General features: G+C 73.9%; 20 protein-coding genes. 13 read left to right on the top strand and 7 right to left on the bottom strand.

Going from position 1 to position 20,506, the window contains the following annotated elements; all coding sequences use genetic code 11:
- Positions 1-146 precede the first annotated feature (146 nt).
- The 6 genes from ACPA54_RS04705 (at position 147) to ACPA54_RS04680 (ending at position 6,218) form a co-directional block, all read left to right on the top strand.
- Complete coding sequence (locus tag ACPA54_RS04705; RefSeq protein WP_423527820.1) at positions 147-1,208, top strand: ADP-ribosylglycohydrolase family protein; 1,062 nt, start codon at positions 147-149, stop codon at positions 1,206-1,208.
- Positions 1,205-2,812: a bifunctional phosphatase PAP2/diacylglycerol kinase family protein gene (locus tag ACPA54_RS04700; protein ID WP_423527064.1), complete on the top strand. Its 1,608-nt coding sequence runs from the start codon at positions 1,205-1,207 to the stop codon at positions 2,810-2,812. Before ACPA54_RS04705 ends, ACPA54_RS04700 begins: the two co-directional genes overlap by 4 nt.
- 208 nt (positions 2,813-3,020) lie before the next feature.
- On the top strand, positions 3,021-3,671 hold the full coding sequence (locus ACPA54_RS04695) for a hypothetical protein (RefSeq protein ID WP_423527063.1): 651 nt from the start codon (positions 3,021-3,023) through the stop codon (positions 3,669-3,671).
- Between the two features lie 7 nt (positions 3,672-3,678).
- Positions 3,679-4,050, top strand: coding sequence for a recombinase family protein (locus tag ACPA54_RS04690; protein WP_423527061.1), 372 nt, complete (start codon positions 3,679-3,681; stop codon positions 4,048-4,050).
- A 156-nt stretch (positions 4,051-4,206) separates the two neighbouring features.
- On the top strand, positions 4,207-5,487 hold the full coding sequence (locus ACPA54_RS04685; protein WP_345677549.1) for a MurT ligase domain-containing protein: 1,281 nt from the start codon (positions 4,207-4,209) through the stop codon (positions 5,485-5,487).
- Positions 5,487-6,218 carry a type 1 glutamine amidotransferase gene (locus tag ACPA54_RS04680; RefSeq protein ID WP_423527819.1) on the top strand — a complete coding sequence of 244 codons (732 nt, stop codon included), beginning with the start codon at positions 5,487-5,489 and terminating at the stop codon, positions 6,216-6,218. The genes ACPA54_RS04685 and ACPA54_RS04680 overlap by 1 nt, the downstream gene beginning before the upstream one ends.
- A gap of 167 nt (positions 6,219-6,385) precedes the next feature.
- On the opposite strand, the gene ACPA54_RS04675 is transcribed toward ACPA54_RS04680, so the two are convergent.
- Together ACPA54_RS04675 and ACPA54_RS04670 are read right to left on the bottom strand one after the other, a co-directional pair.
- Positions 6,386-7,630 (bottom strand): MFS transporter, encoded by a 1,245-nt coding sequence (locus ACPA54_RS04675; RefSeq protein ID WP_423527818.1) that lies wholly within the window; start codon positions 7,628-7,630, stop codon positions 6,386-6,388.
- 68 nt (positions 7,631-7,698) lie between these two features.
- Positions 7,699-8,409 carry an ArsR/SmtB family transcription factor gene (locus ACPA54_RS04670; protein WP_423527058.1) on the bottom strand — a complete coding sequence of 237 codons (711 nt, stop codon included), beginning with the start codon at positions 8,407-8,409 and terminating at the stop codon, positions 7,699-7,701.
- Between the two features lie 294 nt (positions 8,410-8,703).
- Here ACPA54_RS04670 and ACPA54_RS04665 point away from each other — a divergent pair, with 294 nt between their 5' ends.
- The 3 genes from ACPA54_RS04665 (at position 8,704) to ACPA54_RS04655 (ending at position 11,504) form a co-directional block, all read left to right on the top strand.
- Positions 8,704-9,201 carry a SigE family RNA polymerase sigma factor gene (locus ACPA54_RS04665; protein ID WP_423527057.1) on the top strand — a complete coding sequence of 166 codons (498 nt, stop codon included), beginning with the start codon at positions 8,704-8,706 and terminating at the stop codon, positions 9,199-9,201.
- The gene (locus ACPA54_RS04660; RefSeq protein ID WP_423527055.1) at positions 9,194-9,697 is read left to right on the top strand and encodes a hypothetical protein; all 504 of its coding nucleotides are present in this window, start codon (positions 9,194-9,196) and stop codon (positions 9,695-9,697) included. Before ACPA54_RS04665 ends, ACPA54_RS04660 begins: the two co-directional genes overlap by 8 nt.
- Positions 9,698-10,385: 688 nt before the next feature.
- On the top strand, positions 10,386-11,504 hold the full coding sequence (locus tag ACPA54_RS04655; RefSeq protein WP_423527053.1) for a mannosyltransferase family protein: 1,119 nt from the start codon (positions 10,386-10,388) through the stop codon (positions 11,502-11,504).
- 27 nt (positions 11,505-11,531) lie between these two features.
- Here the strand turns inward: ACPA54_RS04655 and ACPA54_RS04650 are convergent, their stop codons facing one another.
- Complete coding sequence (locus ACPA54_RS04650; protein WP_423527051.1) at positions 11,532-12,059, bottom strand: DUF3291 domain-containing protein; 528 nt, start codon at positions 12,057-12,059, stop codon at positions 11,532-11,534.
- A gap of 120 nt (positions 12,060-12,179) precedes the next feature.
- Here ACPA54_RS04650 and ACPA54_RS04645 point away from each other — a divergent pair, with 120 nt between their 5' ends.
- Positions 12,180-12,764: a hypothetical protein gene (locus tag ACPA54_RS04645; RefSeq protein ID WP_423527049.1), complete on the top strand. Its 585-nt coding sequence runs from the start codon at positions 12,180-12,182 to the stop codon at positions 12,762-12,764.
- Positions 12,765-13,298: 534 nt separating this feature from the next.
- On the opposite strand, the gene ACPA54_RS04640 is transcribed toward ACPA54_RS04645, so the two are convergent.
- Complete coding sequence (locus ACPA54_RS04640; protein ID WP_423527048.1) at positions 13,299-14,189, bottom strand: helix-turn-helix transcriptional regulator; 891 nt, start codon at positions 14,187-14,189, stop codon at positions 13,299-13,301.
- A gap of 1,325 nt (positions 14,190-15,514) precedes the next feature.
- Here ACPA54_RS04640 and ACPA54_RS04635 point away from each other — a divergent pair.
- Positions 15,515-16,255 carry a dienelactone hydrolase family protein gene (locus ACPA54_RS04635; protein ID WP_423527046.1) on the top strand — a complete coding sequence of 247 codons (741 nt, stop codon included), beginning with the start codon at positions 15,515-15,517 and terminating at the stop codon, positions 16,253-16,255.
- Positions 16,256-16,298: 43 nt separating this feature from the next.
- Here ACPA54_RS04635 and ACPA54_RS04630 read toward each other — a convergent pair whose 3' ends face one another.
- Entirely contained in the window at positions 16,299-16,742 is a 444-nt protein-coding gene (locus tag ACPA54_RS04630) for a hypothetical protein (RefSeq protein ID WP_423527044.1), read from the bottom strand.
- A gap of 223 nt (positions 16,743-16,965) precedes the next feature.
- Between ACPA54_RS04630 and ACPA54_RS04625 the strand changes: the two genes are divergently transcribed.
- Positions 16,966-17,169, top strand: coding sequence for a hypothetical protein (locus ACPA54_RS04625; RefSeq protein ID WP_423527042.1), 204 nt, complete (start codon positions 16,966-16,968; stop codon positions 17,167-17,169).
- Between the two features lies 1 nt (position 17,170).
- A complete protein-coding gene (locus tag ACPA54_RS04620) occupies positions 17,171-17,659 on the top strand; it encodes a protein-tyrosine phosphatase family protein (RefSeq protein WP_423527040.1) in 489 nt (162 codons plus the stop codon).
- A gap of 505 nt (positions 17,660-18,164) precedes the next feature.
- On the opposite strand, the gene ACPA54_RS04615 is transcribed toward ACPA54_RS04620, so the two are convergent.
- Both ACPA54_RS04615 and ACPA54_RS04610 read right to left on the bottom strand, forming a co-directional pair.
- Entirely contained in the window at positions 18,165-19,082 is a 918-nt protein-coding gene (locus ACPA54_RS04615) for a methylenetetrahydrofolate reductase (RefSeq protein ID WP_423527038.1), read from the bottom strand.
- 291 nt (positions 19,083-19,373) lie between these two features.
- On the bottom strand, positions 19,374-20,369 hold the full coding sequence (locus tag ACPA54_RS04610; protein WP_423527036.1) for an SDR family oxidoreductase: 996 nt from the start codon (positions 20,367-20,369) through the stop codon (positions 19,374-19,376).
- Between the last annotated feature and the right edge of the window lie 137 nt (positions 20,370-20,506).

Here is a 20,506-nt window from a genome sequence, read left to right as displayed (position 1 = left end):
GGGGTTATGCGCGAGGTGGGGGCCGGGAAGGGGCGTTACGCTGCGGCGGGACCGTTCCCGAGGCCGGGCGGCAGGGCCGGGCTTGCGGGTGGTGTGGCTGGCGAGGCTTAGGGGCGTGCGTGGCGTACGAGCGGGTTGCGGGTGCGATGTTCGGGTCGGCGTACGGGGATGCGATGGGGGCGCCGACCGAGTTTCTGCCGTACGCGCAGATCGTCCGCAGATTCGACGTGCCCGACGATGCGCCGGGTGCGGGCGAGCTGCCGGTGCACGGCGGTGTGGCGATGGTGACGGACGACACCCAGATGGCCTTGGCGGTGGCGGATGCGCTGCTGGCGGCGGTGGAGGACGGGCACGCGCTGTCGGCGGAGCGTCTGACGCCGCGGCTGCGCGGCCGGTATCTGGCGTGGTGGCAGTCCCCCGACAACGACCGTGCGCCGGGCACGACGTGCATGCAGGCGTGCGAGGCGTTGGCGCGCGGCGGTGCGTGGGAGGCGGCGACGCGGCGCGGGTCGAAGGGCTGCGGGGCGAACATGCGGGTGGCGCCGGTGGCGTTGCTGGACGGGGTGTCGGAGGCGGACCGGTGCGGGGCGGCGCAGCTGCAGTCGGCGCTGACGCACGGGCATCCGACGGCGTTGGCCGCGTCCGATCTGACCGCGGCGGCGGTGCATGCGCTGCGGGTGGGTGTGGCGCCGCGGGACCTGCCGGGGTATTTGCGGGCGCATGTGGGGCAGCAGCGCGGTGTGTATCGAGGTGATTGGCTCGGGGACGAGCTGTGGCGGGGTCCGTTCGCGTCGTCGCCGGAGGAGTTCATCGCGCGCGGATGGGACGAGTGCGCCGGTGTCCTGGACCGGTTGGACGCGGCGCTGCTGCTCGGTGACCGGCGGGCGGATCCGTGCCGGATCACCGGTGCCGGCTGGATCGCGGAGGAGGCATTGGCGACCGGGCTGCTGTGTTTCCTGCTGTTCCCGGATGCGCCGGTGGATGCGTTGACGCGGGCGGCGATGACGTCCGGGGATTCGGATTCGATCGCGGCGTTGGCGGGGGCGTTCGCCGGTGCCGCGTACGGCATGGCGGCGTGGCCGCAGGCGTGGGCGGGCGTGGTGGAGTACCGCGAGGAGTTGGAGCGGGTGTCGGCGGGCTTGGCCGCGGGCGTTGCGGGCACAGGTACCGGCACAGGTACGGATGTGGCGGGGGGTGAGGGCCGGTGACGGGCACGGGTACGGGGTCGCACGGGCGGGTGTTCGCGGATCTGGTCGCGGCCGCGTTGGCGCAGGAGGGGGCGCGGCCGGGCGTGCTGGGGCGGGTGCATGCGGTGGACCATGCGGCGTTCGCGTGGTTGGCGCAGCACCATGTGCCGTGGGCGAACCGGGCGTTGCCGGCGTTGTCGCGGTCGGCGAACCATTCGCGGTTGTGGATGGTGGCGGCGGGTTCGATGGCGTTGTCGGGGGGCCGGGCGGGGCGGCGTGCGGCGTTGCGGGGCCTGGGGTCGGTGGCGTTGGCGTCCACGGTGTCGAACGCGGTCATGAAGCGGGCGGCGCGCAGGCCGCGTCCGGTGTTGGACCTGGTGCCGGAGGTGCGGCGGTTGCCGCGGCAGCCGTGGACGACGTCGTTCCCGTCCGGTCACGCGGCTTCGGCGGCGGCGTTCGCGACGGGGGTGGCGTTGGAGTCGCGGTCGCTGGGGGCCGCGGCGGGTGTGCTGGCGGGCGGCGTGGCGTTGTCGCGCGTGTACACGGGCGTGCACTACCCGGGGGATGTGCTGGCGGGTGCGGCGTTGGGGGCGGGGCTGGCGGCGGTGACGCTGCGGTGGTGGCCGCGGCGCCCGGTCGCGGCGGCGTTCGCGCCCGCGCCGCAGGTGCACGTGCCGGTGCTGCCGGACGGCGACGGGGTCGTGGTGGTGGTGAACGCGTCGGCGGGCCCGGAGGGCGAGGTCGCGCCGCGGCTGCGGGAGCTTTTGCCGGCGGCGAAGATCGTCGAGCGGGGCGCGCGGCCGGCCGGGTCGGACCCGGATCTGGAAGGCGGCTCCGACCTGGAGGCCCTGCTGCGGTCGGCCGCGGAGGAAGCGGTGGTGCTGGGGGTCGCGGGCGGGGACGGGTCGATCAACGCGGCGGCGAGGGTCGCCCTCGAGTTCAACGTGCCGCTCGCGGTGTTCCCGGCCGGGACGCTCAACCACTTCGCGGGCGACCTGGGGCTGCAGCGGCTGGAGGACACCGCCCGTGCGGTGCGCGCGGGCGAGGCGGTGCTGGTGGACGTGGCGGAGATCGCCCGGGACCGCACGTTCGACTTCGGGCCCATGTCGCAGACCGACCCGGAGGTCTTCCTCAACACGTTCTCCATCGGGGTGTATCCGGACCTGGTGCGGGCGCGCGAGGCGTTGGAGGGCCGGATCGGGAAGTGGCCGGCGATGCTCGTCGGGCTGGTGTCGGTGCTGAAGGAGGCCCGTCCGGTCAAGCTGCGGGTGGACGGGCGGGCCCGGTCGGTGTGGCTGCTGTTCCTGGGCAACGGGGCGTATGCGCCGGCGGGGTTCGCGCCCGCGTACCGGCCGAACCTGCACGACGGCCTGCTGGACGTGCGCCTGGTCGACGCGGCCAAGCCCGCCGCACGCACCCGGCTCGTTGCGGCCGTGCTGTCGGGCACGCTGGGGCGTTCGCGCGTCTACGAGGCGACCACCGCGCGCGCGATGCGGCTCACGGAGATCCAGGCGGGCGCCCCGCTCGCGGTCGACGGCGAGGTGCGTCCGGGCGCGTCGCAGCTGCGGGTGGCGAAGGGCCGCCGGGTGGTCGTGTACCGGCCCGCGGGGGCCCGGCGGGCGTGAGCCTGGGGTGACGGATGCGGGGGTTCCGGATCAAGGTGAGGGGAATCCGGGTGCGCCGGTGCCGCGATGTTCGGCACAGTGGGCGGCGAACGGGGATCGTGCGCGGGCGCTGCGGCAAGGTCGCGGCGCCGCCGGCTGGCTGAAGGGCGGCGGTATGGGGGGCGGTTTGGCAGCCGGGGGCGCGGCGGGACGCGGGGTTTCGAGCGCGATGTCGGTGGCGGCCGGCGCGGATCTGGTCCGGCCCGGCAGCAGACACGCGCTGCGCCGCGGCGCGGTACTGCGGTCGCGCGGCCGTACGGGGGCGGGTCTGCGGGTGCTGCCGACGGGCGCCGGGGCGCGTGGCGCGGCACCCGGCGGGCCGGGGGCGGGTGCGTCTGCGGTGTCGGCGGCCGCGGTGCTGTCCGCGGCCGGTGCGGCTGCGGGGGCCGCGGCGGGCGTGTCGGCGGCGGCGCGGTCGCACCGGGTGCCGCGGGGTGCGGTGCGGGCGGCGCGGCTGCTGGCGGCGGGCCGGATCGCGGTCGGGGTCGCGCAGGCGGTGGTGCCGCAGGCGGCCGAGCGGTGGCTGCCGGCGCGCCCGGCGGGTGCGAAGGACCCGGCGGCGGTTCCGGCACGGGGCCTGGGGGTGCGCGACACGGTCGTCGCGGCGGGCTGCCTGCACGCCCTGTCCCAGGGGCGCGGCGCGGCGGAGTGGGCGTGGCTGCAGGTCGCCGCCGACGTGGCGGACGGCGCGGGCACCGCCGGGCGCTGGCGGGCGCTGGACCGGCGGGAGAAGACGTGGATCGTGCTGCTGGGCCTGCTGGCGGCGGCGGACACGGCGGTCGCGGTGGCGTTGGGCGGGGCGGAGGACGACGGCGCGTGACGGTCGCGTGCGGCTGCGCGGCGGCCGGCGCCTGCGGGTTCCGCGGCCCGGTCGGCTCGGCTGCTGGGCCGGACTCCGCAGGCGCCGCAGGCTCCGCCGCCGGGAGATCGGCTTCTCCTCGCTCCACGAGCGGCTCGACACCACCACCCCGGGCGGGCGCCTGGTCTTCCACGTCTTCGCGGCGCCGGCGGAGTTCATCCGCGAACTCATCGTCTCCGGCACCCGCGAAGGCCTCGCCGCATCCCGCTGCGCCGGGGTGATCTGGGTCCGGCCCGCGGGTGGGTCCGGGGAGCCGTTTGTGTACCGACTCGTCGACAGGTCGGCGTGTGGGGTGGGCGGGCTCGCGCCTGCGGGGGCTGTTCTCGATAGGCTGGTGTGACGTAATCGATTCCCCTGCAGGGCGCCGCGTTCCGGCATGCCGTGCGGGGGTTTCCTCGGGTTTCGGTGGTGTCACCGGGCTCCGGGGTTGTCGAGTTGGGAACGGCCGCCGGCCTGGTCGCGCGGCAGTGCGAGACCGCTGGAGGGCACGCATCCGATGACAGGTACCCCCGCCCCGGGCCACTCGGGGCCTGCGCGCAGGCCCGAGGCATTGCCGCCGCGGGCCAAGTTGGCGGTGACCGCGAACCGGGTGACCGCGGCGATCTCGCGCCGGGCCGGCAAGGGCAGCGGTTCGGTGATCGGCGGGAAGATCGCGCTGCGGATCGCGCCCGATCTCCTCGCCCAGCTCGCCGACCACCTGCAGGTCGTGCTGGTGTCCGGCACCAACGGCAAGACCACCACCACCCGCCTGATCGCCGAGGCGATGCGGGCGGCCGGGCCGGTCGTGTCGAACGCGCTCGGCGCGAACATGCCCGCCGGGATCACCTCGGCCCTCGCCGGGGCGGGCGACGCCCGCTACGGCGTGATCGAGGTCGACGAGAAGTACCTGGCCGGTGTGGCCCGGGATTCCGAGCCGCTGGCGATCGTGCTGCTGAACCTGTCGCGCGACCAGCTCGACCGGGCCGCCGAGACGCGCATGCTCGCGGAGAAGTGGCGCGAGGGACTGCGCGGCACCGAGGCGATCCTGGTCGCGAACGCGGACGACCCGCTGGTGGTGTGGGCGGCCTCGTCGGCGAAGGACGTGGTGTGGGTCGCCGCCGGGCAGATGTGGCAGGAAGACTCCTGGTCGTGCCCGTCGTGCGGCGGCGTGATGAACCGGCCCGGCGACGACTGGTACTGCGGCGAGTGTGACTTCCGCCGCCCCCAGGTGACCTGGTCGCTCGTCGGCGACGAGATGGTCGACCCGGACGGGCGGGTGTGGCCGCTGGAGCTCCAGCTGCCCGGCCGTGCCAACCGTGCCAACGCCACCACCGCGGCCGCGGTCGCGTCGGTGTTCGGCGTGGACACCGCCTCCGCGCTCGCCCGCATGAAGAACGTCACCGCGGTCGCCGGCCGCTACGACGTCCTCCCCTACCGCGGCCGTCACCTGCGGATGCTCCTGGCGAAGAACCCGGCCGGGTGGCTGGAGACGTTCTCGCTGATCGACCCCGCCCCCGCCCCGGTCATCCTGTCGGTGAACGCGCTCGACGCGGACGGCAAGGACACCTCCTGGCTGTGGGACGTCGACTACACCAAGCTCGCCGGCCGCCCCCTGTTCGTCCTCGGGCAGCGCCGCCTGGACCTCGCGGTGCGTCTCGACGTCGCCGGGCTGACGTTCCAGGTCCACGAGCACCTCGCCGACGCGGTGGCGGCGTGCCCGCCCGGGCAGATCGAAGTCATCGCGAACTACACGGCGTTCCAGCAGCTGCGGCGCACGGTCAAGGAGGCGCAGGCGTGATCGGCATGAGCAAGCTGCGGCTGGTGTGGATCTACCCGGACCTGCTGAGCACCTACGGCGACCAGGGCAACGCGCTCATCGTCGAGCGGCGCGCCCGGATGCGCGGTATCGAGGTCGAACGCGTCGACGTGCGCTCCGACCAGCCCGTGCCGACGTCGGGCGACATCTACCTGATCGGCGGCGGCGAGGACCGGCCGCAGCGCCTGGCCGCGGAGCGGCTGCGCCGCGATCCGGGCCTGGGCCAGGCGGTGGCGCGCGGCGCGACGCTGCTGGCGGTGTGCGCGGGCTACCAGATCATCGGGCACGAGTTCGTCGACGACCTGGACCGCGTCGAACCGGGTCTGGGGCTGCTGGACGTGAAGTCCGGGCGCGGCCCGGTCGGCCGGCGCTGCGTCGGCGAGGTCTTGGCGGACGTCGACCCGCAGCTGGGGCTGCCGGTCCTGTCCGGGTTCGAGAACCACCAGGGCGTCACCTACATCGGCCGGCACGCGCAGCCGCTGGCGCGCACCACGGTCGGGTTCGGCAACGGCACCGACGACGGCACCGAAGGCGCCTGGGCGGGCCGGGTGATCGGCACGTACATGCACGGCCCGGTCATGTCCCGCAACCCGGGGCTGGCGGACCTGCTGCTGACGTGGGCGACCGGCGTGCCGCTGACGCCGCTGGAAGACCGGTGGCACGAGCAGCTGCGCACCGAACGGCTGCGCGCGGCGCGGTCGACGACGGCCTGACGCGGCCGCCGCCGACGGACGGCGCAGCACGACGTACGCAGCACACCGGGCCGGGGTCCGGGGAGAGAAGGTTCTCCCCGGGCCCCGGCCCCCTTTTTCTGCCCCTTTTTGTGCTGGTGCTGGTGCCGGTGCTGTTGTGGGTCCCGTACCCGGGTTCGGTTCCTGGCTCAGGCGGGCGCGGGTGTGGGGTTGCGGGTGGGCAGGTCGCGGACGGTGCGCAGCGGGGAGAACCACAGGATCAGTGCGGTCGCGGGTACGCCCGCGGCGGTGATCCACACGGCGGTGCGCGGACCGAGGGCGGTGCCGAGGGTGCCGGCGAGGAGTGCGCCGACGGGGATGATGCCGTAGTTGAGGAACGCGGTGCTCGCGCCGATGCGGCCCAGCAGTGCGGGTGGGCAGTACGCCTGGTGGAAGCCGGCTTTGACGACGTTCCCGGCCACCACGCCCGCGGAGGTGGCGAACCCTCCCGCGGCGAACCACACCAGGCCCCAGCCGGCGGTGGTCAGCGGGGTGAGGAGGGTGAGGCTGCCGACGCCGAGTTCGAAGACCAGGCTTGCGCGGGCGGTGCCGAGGCGGGTTGCGGCGCGGCGGGCGGCGAACGCGCCCGCGATGCCGCCGGCTCCGGTGGCGGCGATGAGCAGTCCGACGGTGCGTTCGTCGAGGCCTACGGTGCGGACCAGGAACACGACCTGGAGGGTTTGCAGGCCGATGAGGGCGACGTTCGACGCGGTGGAGAACAGCGCCAGGGTGCGCAGCCACGGGTCGCGGAAGACCAGGGTGAGGCCTTCGCGGACTTCCGCGGCGAGTGCGCCGCGTGGGCGGGTTGTGCGGGGGCGGGCGGGTTCGCGGTGGCGTATCGCGGCGAGGCAGGCCGCCGAGGCGGCGAACGTGGCGGAGTTGACCAGGAGGGCGTTGACGGTGCCGGCGGCGTGGGCGGTCAGTCCGCCCGCGCCGCGTCCGGCCAGTTGTGCGGCGGATGCGCTGCCGTGGAGTTTGGCGTTGCCTTCGGCTTGGTCCTCGGGGGTGAGGATGCCGGGCAGGTAGGCGGTGTAGGCGGTCTGGAAGAACACCGCGGCCACGCCGCCGAGGAACGCGGCGGCCAGGAGCACGCCGATGCTCAGGACGCCGGTGTGCGCGAGGACGGGCACGGCGGCGAACAGCGCTGTGGAGAACCCGGCCGACGCGAGCATGACCGGGCGGCGCGGCCACCGGTCGACCCACGCCCCCACCGGGAGTCCGATGAGCAGCCACGGCAGCCATGCGGCCGCTGCGAGGACGCCGACTTCGAGGGTGTCCGCGTGCAGGACGGTGATCGCGGTCAGCGGCATGGCGATGCCGGTGACGGACGCGCCGAATTTGCCCGCGATTTCGCCGCACCACAGGAGGGTGAAGTCGCGGTGGCGCAGGAGCAGGCTGCGCGGTTGGGGGACTGCTGCTGCTGCTGTTGTCGGTCGGGTGGTCGGGCTGGGGGTCTGTGTGGTCACGGGGTGGGGTCCGGGGAGGTGTCGTCGGGGGTGTCGGGGGCTGTGTTATTCGGGTTGTCCGGGCTATCTGGGTTATCCGGGTTGTCCAGGGCCGATTCGTCGGGGGCCAGGGGGAAGGCCTGGATTTGGACGGCGACGGGGCGGGTTTCGGGGCCGGGTGCGTCGGCTGCGGCGGTGGCGTGGCGGGCGACGACGTCGGCGAGTTCGGTGTTGAGGGCGGCGAGTTGGGCGGGGGTCATGGCCAGGTCGGTGCGTTCGCTGGTGGTGCGGGCGCGGCGCCAGGCGTCGCCGGGGTCGGCGGCGTAGGAGCGGGCGGCGCGGTCGAAAGCGCGGCGCAGCAGGGCGTCGACGTACACGGCGGCGGCGGTGCGGGTTTCGGGGTCGTCGGCGAGGTCGGCGGTCTCCAGGTGGAGGCGTGAGGGGGTGGGGGCCCACCAGCGTTCGCGGCGGGTGCCGCGGGTGGGGTCTTCGGTGATGAAGCCGTGGTCGGCGAGGTGGCGCAGGTGCCAGCTGACGGTGCCGGTGTTCTCGCCGAGTCGGCGGGCGAGGGTGGTGGAGGTGGCGGGGCCGTGCCGGTCGAGGAGTTCGAGGATGCGGACGCGGAGGGGGTGGGCGAGGGCGCGCAGTCCGCGGGCGTCGAGGTGGCGTAGCGGACGGTAGGGGTCGGGGGTGGAGGGGACGCCGACGGGGTGGTGGGGGGAGGTCATGGGGCGAGGCTAGCCTTGCAGAGAACTCTCTGCAAAGGAGTATCTGCAGAGGACTGTCTGCGATGGGCGCGTTTGTTCGCCCCGCCTGGGAGACGGAGCAGCAGTGCGACGCGCCGCCGAGTGCGCCTGGGCGGGCGCCGCCCGCGGGTGTTGCCGTGTGGTGGCGGTGGTGCGCGGGGCGCACCCCGCGGGTTTGTGTGACCGGGGTCACGGCCGCTGATGTGGGCAGCGTGTCGACCCGGGGCGGGTCCGGGGGCGTATGCGCGGTGTGTACGCACGATGCGGGAGCCGTGATTGACCGTCGAGGAGTTCGAAGAGTTCTACGCGCACGCGGCCGCCCGGCTGACCGGGCAGCTGTACGTGATGCTGGGCGATGCCCAGGAGGCGCAGGACGTCGTGCAGGAGGCGTTCGTGCGCGGCTGGAGCCGGCGGCGTCAGCTCGACCGGAACGGGCAGCCGGAGGCGTGGATCCGCACGGTCGCGTGGCGGCTGGCGGTGAGCCGGTGGCGCGGACGGCGGCGTGCGGATGCCGCGTGGCGGCGCAGCGGTCCCCCGCCCCCGTTCGACGGGCCGGGTCCGGAGACGGTCGCGCTGGTGGCCGCGCTGCGTGAACTTCCGCTGCGGCAGCGCCGCACGCTCACGCTGCACTACCTGTGCGACATGTCGGTGGAGCAGATCGCCACCGAGACGGACGTGTCGCCGAGCACGGTCAAGACGCACCTGGTCCGCGGACGCGCCGCGCTCGCCCGGATCCTGCACGATCCCCGCATCGAGGAGGCCCCCGGTGTCTGAGTCCCCCACGCCCGGCCCCGGGGCGCGGCCCGATCCGCTGCGGTCCGCGTTCCACCGCGCGGGCCAGGACGCCGCCGCGGCGGCGCGCCCGCTACCGGTGGGCGAAGTGACGGCGCGCGGCGACCGGCTGCGCCGTCGGCGCACGGTCGGGTTCGCCGTGGCGGTGTGCCTGGTGCTGGGCGGGGTGGGCGGCGCCGTGGCCGCGCTGGCCCCGGACGGCGGCCGCGGTCCGGCAGCACCACCCGGGGGTTCGCCGTCGGCGCCGCCGACGACGGGGTGGCCGCAGCCGCTTCCGACCGCGCCCGGGCCGGATGCCTCCGGTGCGCCGCCCGGTTCGACCCGGGATCCGGGGGACGGCGGGGCGTCCTCGACGTCCGGCGCGACCGACGGGCCGCTGCCCGGGATGACGTCCACCGGCCTGCCGGGGGCTCCGGTAGGCACGACCACACAGACCACCAGTCCCTCGCAAGGCGATCCACGCCGGACGACCGCATGACGGCATGACGGCATGACCAGGACGGCTTGACGAACGGCTGCCGGTCGGTAGCGGCGCGATGGCCCCCGGGTCTCGTGACCGGGACACCGGTGCCTCCGTCTCCCGGGTCGCCGGTTTCCGGTTCTCGACCGGCACCTGTTCCGTGACACGCCCGCACGATCTGTGACACCCCCGCTTCGCCACCGGCGCGGGACCGCGGTTGCCGCCGCGGCGCCGTCGGGCGATGGCGCCTGCCCCGACACACCCCGGCACCGCCGGCCGAGCCCCGCAGAACACCCGTGAACCTCCCGTGGCCCCGCCCACCCCGACAAGGAGCAGCAGCGTGACGCCCACCTCGCCGCACCGCCCGATCTCCGGACGACCCGCCGGGATCCCACTCCGCGCTCCTGGGCCTGACCGCAGCGCGGCGGCGGTCGAGGCCCCGAGCGCGCAGCCCCTTCCCGGCGAAGGGGATCCGTTGCCTGCCGTCTCGCGTGCGAGGAGCGGCACAGGGTCCGGGGCGCAACCGACACGCGCGCCCGCTGCGCCCCGGCCGCAAGTCCGCCCGGCAAAGCTCAGCCGCGGCCCGAAGCCTGGCGCGTACGCCGGACGTTCGCTTGCCGCTGCTCCGTCCGCCCGGTCCGCCGCGGCGCTGCGCCGGGTGGTGCGGTGCCTGCTTCCCGACCGGGGTGATCGCGATGTGCTGTGGATGTATGTGGCGACGCGCGTGGGGTTGTGGGTGGTGGCGTACTGCACGCGGTGGCTGTTCCCGGACGACCGGGAGGCGCGGGATGCCGGGGCGGTGGTGGACGGGTGGCAGCGGTGGGACTGGGATCACTACCTGCACATCGCGCGGGACGGCTATTTCCCTGGTGGGGCGGGTCCGGGGTCGCCGGGCTGGGACAACCGGGAGGCGTTCTTTCCGGGGTTTCCGCTGGTGTTGCGGGCCGTGCATGCGGTGGTGCCGAGTTGGGCGGTGTCGGGGCTGCTGGTGTCGTTCGGGGCCGGGGCGGTGGCGGTGGTGGCGCTGGCCCGGATCGCGCGGCATTACGCGGGTGGGAGTGCGGTGGTGGGGCGGTATGCGGCCGGGTTCTTCCTGGTGTCGCCGTGTGCGGTGTTCCTGGCCGCCGGGTATACCGAGGCGCTGTTCCTGGCGTGTGCGCTGCCGGCGTGGTCGGCGGCGTTGCGCGGACGGTGGGCGCAGGCGGGACTTCTGGCTGCCGGGGCGTCGGCGGTGCGGGTGAGCGGGTTGTTCTTGGCCGTGGCGTTGATGGTGCAGTTCGCGGTTTCGTGGGCGGGCGCGTCGAGGCGGGGGGCGTCCCGGGCGCGGTGGCGGTCGGCGGGGTGGCTGGTGCTGCCCGGTGTGCCGGTGGCGGCGTTTGCGGGGTTCTTGTACGCGCGTACCGGTGACTGGTGGGCGTGGCGGCATGCCGAGGAACGCGGCTGGCACCGGGAGTTCCATGCGCCGTGGCGGGCGTGGCGGACGACGTGGGAGGCGGCGTTCGGCGGGGCGTATCCGACGGGGTACGCCGTCGAGTGGCAGGGCGAGCTGCTGGCGATGGCGGGGGGTGTGGTGCTGCTGGCCGTTTTGCTGTGGCGGCGGTGGTGGGCGGAGGCGGTGTACGTCGGGCTCACGCTGTGGGCGCTGGGCACGTCCTACTGGTACATGTCCGTGCCCCGCGCGTCGCTGCTGTGGTGGCCGTTGTGGGTGCTGCTCGCCCGGTGGGCGATGCGCCGCCCGCGTGTGGCGTGGGGGTATGCCGCCGTGGTCGCGCCGGTGGGGACGGTGGTGGCGGTGGCGTTCCTGTCGGGCCGCTGGGCCGGATGACGCCGCGGCCGGGCGTCCGCGGGGCCGCTAGCGTTCGGCGGTGTCGGGGGCGGGGAAGCGGGTGCGGAAGGTGAAGGCTTCCGGGGTGGGGCCGTGGGTGCGCAGGTGGTCGAGGCGGGCGGCGGCGTCGTGTTCGGTGGGCTGGGTGCCGGCGGGGACCCACCACAGGACCTGGGAGTGCCGGCCGGGGTCGGTGAACCATTCGCGGCGGCGGCGCAGCATCTCCATGTGGTTGCTGCGGTAGACGAAGTCCCAGAGGCTGTCGGCGTCGCGCCACACGGACAGGTTGACGAGGTATTGGGGGCCGAAGACGGCCGGGGGGACGGTGGCGTAGGGGTCGTCGGGGTCTTCGAGCAGGCGCCAGACGAACCCGGGTGCGGCTTCGGCGAGTCCGTTGATCTCCGGGAGCGCGGCGACGAACTCGGCGAGCTGCGGGGAGTCGATGGGGGCGACGAGGCGTGCGACGTTGAGCTGCGCGAGGTGGTGGCCGGCGGCGGGCGCGGCCGGGGCCGGTGCGTCGGTCGTCGGGGCGGGGGTGGCAGGCGTGTTCGGCATGGCGTCATGGCACCATCCCCCGCCCCTCTATGTCAATCCTGATTGTTTTTAGAAGGTGGAGGGCGGACGCTGAACGGCCGGGCACCGACGGCAGGTTCCGGACCGGGCCACAATCCCGGCATGGATGACGCATTCACACTGCTGCGCCGAGCCGCAGCCCTCCTCCCCGACGACATCACCGCCGCGCACGGGCAGACGGTCGGCGATGTCCGCGCGGAGATGGCCTGCCAGGAGTGGGAGTTGGCCGTCGACCTGCTGGCGGAGATCGGCGACATCCATCCCGCGCCCTCCGCGTTCTGGGAGATGCTCGCGGAAGCCGCACGCCAGATGGCGCTCGACCCCGTCCGCAGCTGGTGCACGTGGCGCGCCTGGGAAGCCCGGCACGGCACCGTCCGCGCCACGCTCACCCTGCTGCGCACCGACGAGGGCGGACGCCGCGGTTCGTTCTTCGGCGACGGGCGGCTCAGGCCGCTGTGGGACATCGGCCACCGCACCGGGGACGGGCGCCGCGACCTGGACATCGCCCGGCTCTGGGTGGAGGACGCCCCGCAGCTCGGCCCCGGCGAGACCGCCGGCGTCCGCCTGGCCCCCCTGCGGCCCGAACGGTGGCGGCATCTGACCCCGGGCGACGTGATCACCATGCACGAGGCCGATCCGGCCGTGGCAAGCGCCGAGATCGTCGAGGTGCGGCCGCCGAGCGGCTGAGCCGGGCAAGAAACGCGGTGCGCGGGGTTGGGGTATCGCCGAGATACGGGTCAGCCGAGATACGGGCCAAAGGGGCCATGGGGTGATCCTGAAGCCCTGATGACTGTTCAGCTCTCCGCTTCATCCCGGCAAGGACGCGGTAGACGGTGGCGACCGAGGGGCGTTCGCCCCGGTTCTTGCCCGAGGTGATGACGAGCTTGCGGGCGATCTCGGGGACGGGGACACCGTCGGCCCGCAGGCTGCGGGCGGAGTTGCGGCCATGGCGTCGTCGACCCTGGGGCGTCCGGCGTGCCGGCCGCGCTCGCGGGCGGCGCGCCTGTCCTTCGAGGGACTTCTCCCGCAAGTGCGCGGTGATCGGCCGCTTGAACCGCGGGTGCGCGGTCCGCTCGATCGAGGCCACCCCGCCTTGGGCCCTGACAACACCATCACGACCAACGAGACCGAGCCGAACCGGTGACGGGATCGAGGCGCCCAGGGCATCAAGCTCAACTCATTGCCTCTTTGGCCCGCATCTCGGCGCTACCCCGGGTTGTGTCAGATCCCGGAATCGGCGGCGTCCGCTGCGCCGTCCACGCTGCGCGTGCCGTCCGTGCCGTCCGCATCGTCGTCGGCGGCCGGGGGTTCGGTGCGGGCGAGGGTGACGCAGCAGCGGCCCGGGGCGGCGTCCATACGCGCGTGCCAGGCGGTCGCGTCGGCGCCGTCGGCGAGGCCGTCGAGCAGGGCCAGGTTCATGCCGCACACCAGCGGCGGAAACTCGTCGGCCAGCCGGTGGAAGGGGCAGTTGCGCAGACGCAGCGCGTCGAGGCCGGCGGCGGGGTCGGCGTACGGCTCGTAGCCCTGCGCGGTCAAGGCGGCGAGCAGGCGTCCGCGGGGATCGTCCGCGGCGCCGCGGAACGCCTGCCCGACGGCGCGGCCTTCGTCGCGGGCCACGGCGGCGACCGTGGCATCCGCGCGCAGACGCTCCAGTGCGGCGGCCAAGACGGTGCCCGCGGTGTCGTAGGCACGCGGCGGCACCGCGACAGCGGTCTCCCCCGCCGCCCGCCGGTACACCTTCGCCGGGCGCCCCGCCCCAGGCCCGCCGCGCCCGGCCGGGCGGGCGAACTCGGTGTCGAGGAAGCCCGCGTCGACGAGCCGGTCCAGGTGGTGCGCGGCGAGGGTGCGACCCACACCGACGGCTTCCGCGGCCTCGGCCCGGCCGATGGGCTCCGACGCGGCGGCCACGTACCGGTACAGCGCCCGGCGCACCGGATCGGCCAACGCGCCGAGGGCATCGAGCGCGGCGTCTTCCGCGGACGAGGCCGGGGCCGGGGCCTCGGTGTCCGCGCGATGTCCGCGCCCGACCGCACCGGCGGCGTCGTTGCCGTCGGCGGCGTTGCGGGGCGCGGCGAGGCCGTCGTCGGTCCGGGTGTCGGGCGTTGGCTCCACGTGGGGAGTCTAGGTGCGGCGCCGCGTGAACGAAGATTGCCGGGGCTGCGCCGGGCCGAGCACCAGTGCGGCCGTGGTGCGCGGCTGCGCCGCGCCCCGCACTCCCGGCCGTCCGGGGCGTCGATACGGGGGAGGCTCGCGTCGAGCGCTGCTGCGCAGTCGGCCGGGGATCGCGGTGCACCGCGGGTCGAGCGGTCCGGCGAGTGCGGGCGAGACGCAGTCTGCGATGCTCGCGTCGAACAGCTCCATGTCGTGCCCGGGGACTTCCCGGCCTCGCATCGGTCTGGGAACCGCCGCGTGGCGGTGGGCGTCCTGCGGATGCGCGAGCGTCGGCGGCGCAGCGGCGGCTTCGGGGCGGTCGCGTCGGTGATGCCGCCACGGGCGTCCGTGCCGCCGTCTCGTACCGTGCCCGGAGCAGGTGCGGGTGCGCGTTTCCGCCTTCCGTAGGGCGCACGCAAGCGGACATCGGACACCCTCAGGAAACCTTCAACCTCATCTTGAGGGTCATGGTTGGTGTGATGGCGTGTTTCAGCCCCTGAGGCGCCCCGCAGGCGACGCGAAGCTGGGATCCCCGTAGTACTCGGGAAAGAAGGGCGGATGTGGGTGAGTAGGCTCCTGACCAGGGATCTTCGGGGTTCTGGGGCGGGGTTTGCCGGTCGTGGCGGCTCCGGTGTTCACGGACGCGGGCCTGGAGGGGCTGCGGCGGTCCCCTGAGATCGGGCGGTGGGACGACCTGCTGGGGTTGGCCGGTCGCTGAAGCTCGGGCACGCCACCGCGTCCCTGCTGGTCGGCAAGCTGCCCTGCGCGGCGACGTTGGTGACGGTGGTGCTGAGGAGGTCGAGACGCCGGCGGCGACCACGAGGAGGAACACCGAGGAACACCTCCCACGCCCGCGGCGAAAGCCGGGAGCGGTTGCTGCCCGCAACGGGGTTCGCCGAAGGCCCGTTCGCGATGGCACTCGACACCGGCGCCTTGGCGTGGGCGGTCCTTGATCCGCACCGCACCGACCGGTGGGGCACCTGCTACGCCTGTCCCCGGACGGCACCCGCCTCACGGTCGGCGACCGCGGTGTGGTCGCACTGCGCGACCCCGACACCGGCACCCCACCACTCCCTCTCCCCCGACCTCCCCGAGGGTGACGGCGCGGAATCGCGTTGGCGGACCGGCCGCGGCTCCTGCTAGGTTCCGGGAGGCCGTGCGAGAGAACGAGGAGGTGGTACCCGTGAACGCAGTATCGACATGGGTGCTCCCCTCCGGGGTCACGGTCGGACGATAGCCAGGTCGTCCGGGAGCGCCGTTCCACGCGACTCCCGAAGGACACGACCATGGACTTCACTTCCGAACAGCGTTACGACGACGGTCTCGTCGAACGCGCCTTCACCCTCGGCGAGATCCCCGGCATCCTGTGGACGCCCGGATCCGCAACCCCGGCCGCTCCCGCGCCACTGATCCTGCTCGGTCTCCCCCCGCTCGGACTGCGCCAGATGCACCCGCGGCTGCTGGACCGGGCCCGGCGGTCGGCGGCGGACGGCTTCGCCGCGGCCACCATCGAACTGCCCGGCAGCGGCGACCGGCCCCGCTGGGACGTCCTCGACCGGGCGCGCACCGATCTGCGCCGTGTCATGCAGGCCGGGGAGCCCGTCGACGACGACCTCGTGGACCGGCTCGTCCTCCCGCTCGTCGACCGGGCCGTCCCCGAATGGCAGTCCGCATTGGATGCGCTCCTGGCACTGCCCGAGATCGGCGGACCGGTCGGGTATTCAGGCGGCATCATCTCGGTCGGGACCCGGCTGGCGGTGGTCGAGCCGCGCATCCGGGCCGCCGTGCTGTTCGCGGGGAGCTTCGTGCCGCGCGCCGTGGTCGAGGAGGCCCGGCAGGTCGATATTCCGCTGCACGTCCTCCTGCAGTGGGACGACGAAGGCGGCCACCGGCAGGCGTCCTTGGACCTGTTCGACGCGTTCGGCACCAACGAGAAGACCCTGGTCGCCAACATGGGCGGGCACGCCGGCGTCCCGCAGCACACGGGCGACGCCGCGGCCGCGTTCTTCACCCGGCACCTGAAGTAGCACCCAGGGCGGGCCGCACGCCCGACGGCGGCCGCCGCGTGGGCTACTCCCCCGTGGCGGCCGCCGCTTGGGCGATGCGCTGTTCGATCTCCTCGCGTATGGGCCGGTACGCCTCCTCCGCGGCACGCATGCGTGCTTCGCAGCGGGCCCAGGCTTCACGCGAGCGTTTGCGGCGGCCGGGCACCAGGTCGTAGCGGCGGCGCCGGACCGTGCGGACGTCGACCATGAACCCGGGCCGGGTACGCACGCCGTGGTCCCACCGCACCTGGCTCTGCGCGGCGCGCAGTTCCTCCTCGAACGCCTGCGCCGCTTGGTACCACTGCGCTTCTTCGGCGGGAGTGGCCTCGACGCGGGTGGGCGAGCCGAACTCGATCGTGGTGATCTCGTACATCGTGAACGTCTCGAGGCCGTCGGGCACCTGCACCCATGCCAGGGTCCGCCAGGGCCACGGGGTGAGTTCGAAGACGTGCTTTCGGACGGTCGTCACGCTGGGTGCTCCTCGCCGGGCCGGTCGGGGTGCCGTCCGGCCCGTGCGCAGGGCACGGGGATCCGGGCGGCGCATGTGCCGCGCTCAGCGTAGGGCCCGCCCGGGTCCGCCCGCCGAAGTCGCCCGGCAGGCCCGGCACCACGGGCGACGGATCGGCCGGCGGCGCACCCGGAAGCGCAGGTGGAGCACCCGGCTGCCTGGGATCACCACGTTCTTGCAGCGCATGCTCGTGAGCATTCCGCTCACCGACGAGGAACGCGCCGCCATCGACGACGGCCAGAGTGCACTCGATCGCCTCCTCGATCGCCTCGCCGCGGTGGCCACGTCGGCCGGCCCGACACCGAACGAACGCCGAGCCGAACCCGGCCGGCTCCCGCCGCCGGCCGTGCACTCACCACCCGACCCCACCGGCCGAAAGCACTGCTGACATGCGACCAACCCTGTTCACCATCGACTTCCCCGGCCCCGGATGGGTGAGCACCATGGCCAGACCCCGCGGCGGCGACTGGCTCGAAGACGAGATGACCGCACTGAGACGCTCTGGCGTCGACATCCTGGTCTGCGCGCTTACCAGGCCCGAACTCCACGACCTCGGCCTCGCCGAGGAGCAGCAGGCAGCTGTCGCGGCCGGGCTGCGGTTCGTGGCCGTCCCTATCCCCGACCGCACCGTCCCCGAGCTCGCCACGGTCCTTCCCGCCCTGGACACGCTCGCCGATCAACTCCGCGAAGGCGCACACGTCGTCACGCACTGCCGAGCCGGCATCGGACGCTCGTCCCTCCTTGCCGCCGCACTCCTCATTCTCAGCGGCGTCGGCCCGGACATCTCCTGGAGCCTGATCGAACGCGCGCGCGGGCTCGCCGTCCCCGACACCGCCGAGCAGCGCGAGTGGACGACGCAACTTCGCATAACTCCATGACCTTGACAATTCAGATTCCACAGAATGATTCGGTTCACGTGCCCTTCAACCACGCCCGAGTTCCAGGTCAGGGTGAGTCCGGCGTTGACGGCGTCGCGGTCGCGGTCGATGCGGGCGGCGAGAGTGTGGAGGCTGGGCAGGTTGTCGCGGCGGACGGCTACGGCCGGACGTCGTCGTAGACGTCTGCGACACCTTCAGCACGCCGCTCTCGTCCAACTACGCGTCGCCACGGGTCACCCACGCGAAAGCGGTCCGGGCCGGTCATGCTCGTCCGCGATGAAGCCGTCCACCGACACCGATCTGTCCATGACCGCCGTGCCCACGGGGCTCTCCTCTGTTTCGCGGTGCCCCGAATCAGCCGGTCGTGCGCTGTCGCTCCTGCAGGAAATCAACCCGCAGCACCGCGAGGTCGACCTGCCCCGGACCTGCCCCGGCCCGGGCCCGGTCTCAGCGGCCGGGTCCGCATCGCCCGTCTCGTCCGGATGCCGCTGCATCGCGCGGGCGATCAGCGGCGAAGTTCGGACCGGAGCCGGGCGGCCAGGTCGACCGCCGCTTCGATCTCCTCGCGGCGGATGGATACGCTCTCGACGTTGAGGCCGAACGGCACGTCGAGCCGTCGGCAGAAGGCCATCAGCTCGCGGGCGGTCGCCAGCGCATGCTCGAACGATGCCTCCAGCGTGTCGTCGGCGTGCCGGAGTTCGTTGTGGATCCAGCGGGGCACGTCCACGCCGAGCCATCTCAGGAACTCCAGCGTCTTCATCGACCCGCAGACCGAGAACGTGAACACGATCGGGACGGGCGCCAGATCACGGGCGGCGCACGCGTAGCGGTAGTCCGAAACCAGGTCCTTGGCGGCGTTGACGTCGTAGACGACCTGGGTGACGAAGTAGGAGCAGCCGGTCTCCTGCTTCGCGAGCAAACGCAGGTGCTCCGTGCCTGTGTGCCTGTGTCGCTCCGGGATTGCGACGCCGCCGAGCAGGAGGTCGGGCCTGAGTCCGGCTCGCAGCGATTGGGCGCGGGACAACGTGGTGGCGACCGGCGTCTCCCGCGACGCCGCGCCGACGAAGACCGAGAGGGTCCGGTCGGGCTGCTCGGTGAGCCAGCTTCGAAAGTCGCTCTCGTCGTACTTGCCGACCGCCCGGTAGACCACGACCGGCAGGTCGAGCGCTCCCAAGTGCCGGGCGAGGTACGCGGCGGGGTCCATCGTCGGCGTGAACGGGAACGGCCGCTCGGCCGGGTTCCGGTCGCTTTCGTCGTCGATGTCGTAGAGCACGAGCCCGTCGGGCTTCAGGCCGTCGAGCCGCGTGCGGGTGATGTCGGCGATCTCCTGAGCTCGTTCGGGGGTGGTCGTCTGCCTGGGCGGCGTCACCGCGAAGAGCAGAAACTCACCTGCGCGGTCGCTGATGCGCTGCTGGAGGTCCACGGCAGCGACCCTAACCGGTCGCCTCGTTCCGTTGTGCCCCCGCACGCAGGCGCAACGCCTTGCGCCTGACAGGTCCTCGGCACCGTGACGCCGTGCCCGTGGGCGCGCCGGGCGTGCCCGGGGGCCGAGCAGGCTCGCGGGTTCGGCAATCGCGGCGGGCGACGGTTCGAAGGAGCGGCGGACGTTCTCCGGCTTCGTGTACCGGGACAGCCGGGCCGTGCCCGGCGTCCCCCCGGGCACAAGGGATCCGGCAACGCCCGCCGCACGCCTTCGGGTTCAGGAGCAGGGTGGTCAGCGGTAGCCGGTGGTGTCGTCGGGCTTGCCCTGCTCCACGACCTCGACGAGGTACCGCCACGCGTCGGGGCGGCTGCCGTCCAGGTCGGTGAAGCCGTAGTCGCGGGCGAGCCCGCCGCTCGACAGGGACGCGCCGTTGTGGCGGGCCCGGTCCGAGTCGCCGGCCAGCGCGGCGACGGCGCGGCCGACGTAGGCGGGCGACTCGGAGATCACGAAATGCGGCTGCATGGCGACCGCGTCGCGCCAGGTGTCCTCGGTGACGCCGAAACCGTCGAGCATCGCCTCCGAACGCAGCCAGCCCGGCGTCAGCGCGACCGCGGTGCCGCCGAACGGGGCGAGTTCTTGCGCCTGCGCGTACGCCAGGCGCAGCACCGAGGCCTTGGCCAGGTCGTAGTACAACGACATGCGGTAGCGCTCGCCGTTGTATTCGGCGGTGCCGTCGGTGACTTCGACGACCAGTCCGCCGGGGCGGCGGATGACGAGCGGCAGCAGGTGGTGGCTGGTGATCAGGTGGGTGTCCACGGCCAGGCGCAGCAGGTGCAGGCCCTTGTCGAGGTCGTGCTCCCAGACCTTGGCGCTCGCGTCGTACAGGTGCTCACCGCCCCAGATGTTGTTGACCAGGACGTCCAGCCGCCCGTGGTCGGCGTCGATTCGCGCGGCCAGCGCGGCGACGTCCGCGGGCACGAGGTGGTCGGCGACGACCGCGACACCGCGGCCGCCCGCGGCGGTGACCAGGGCGGCGGTCTCCTCGATGGTCTCCGGCCGGTCGACCTCCGAACGCCGGCCGGCGGTGCTGCGCCCGGTCACGTACACGGTCGCTCCGGCTTCGCCGAGCCGGGTGGCGATGCCGCGCCCGGCGCCACGGGTCGCCCCGGCGACGAGCGCGACGGTACCGGACAGATCGACGTCGGGGGCGATACCGGCGAGGCTCGGCGCGGGGACGGCGTCGGCGGTGACCGGGGTGGCCGCAGGTGTGGTGGCGTTGTCGTTCATGCGGACCAGCCTCGCGGGAAATCCCGACAAGGAATGTCCGCTATTCCGGGGACGTTTCCGGGCTGGGGGTCAGGATTTGGTCGGCGCGCGTCATCGCGTGGATGCGGGGTGCCGTTAACCACGGACACACAGACCGG

This window comes from Uniformispora flossi, from assembly GCF_049534875.1.
GTDB lineage: Bacteria > Actinomycetota > Actinomycetes > Streptomycetales > Streptomycetaceae > Yinghuangia > Yinghuangia aomiensis.
Note: the sequence above shows the minus strand (reverse complement) of the source record. Positions and strands in the feature narration are given on the sequence as shown.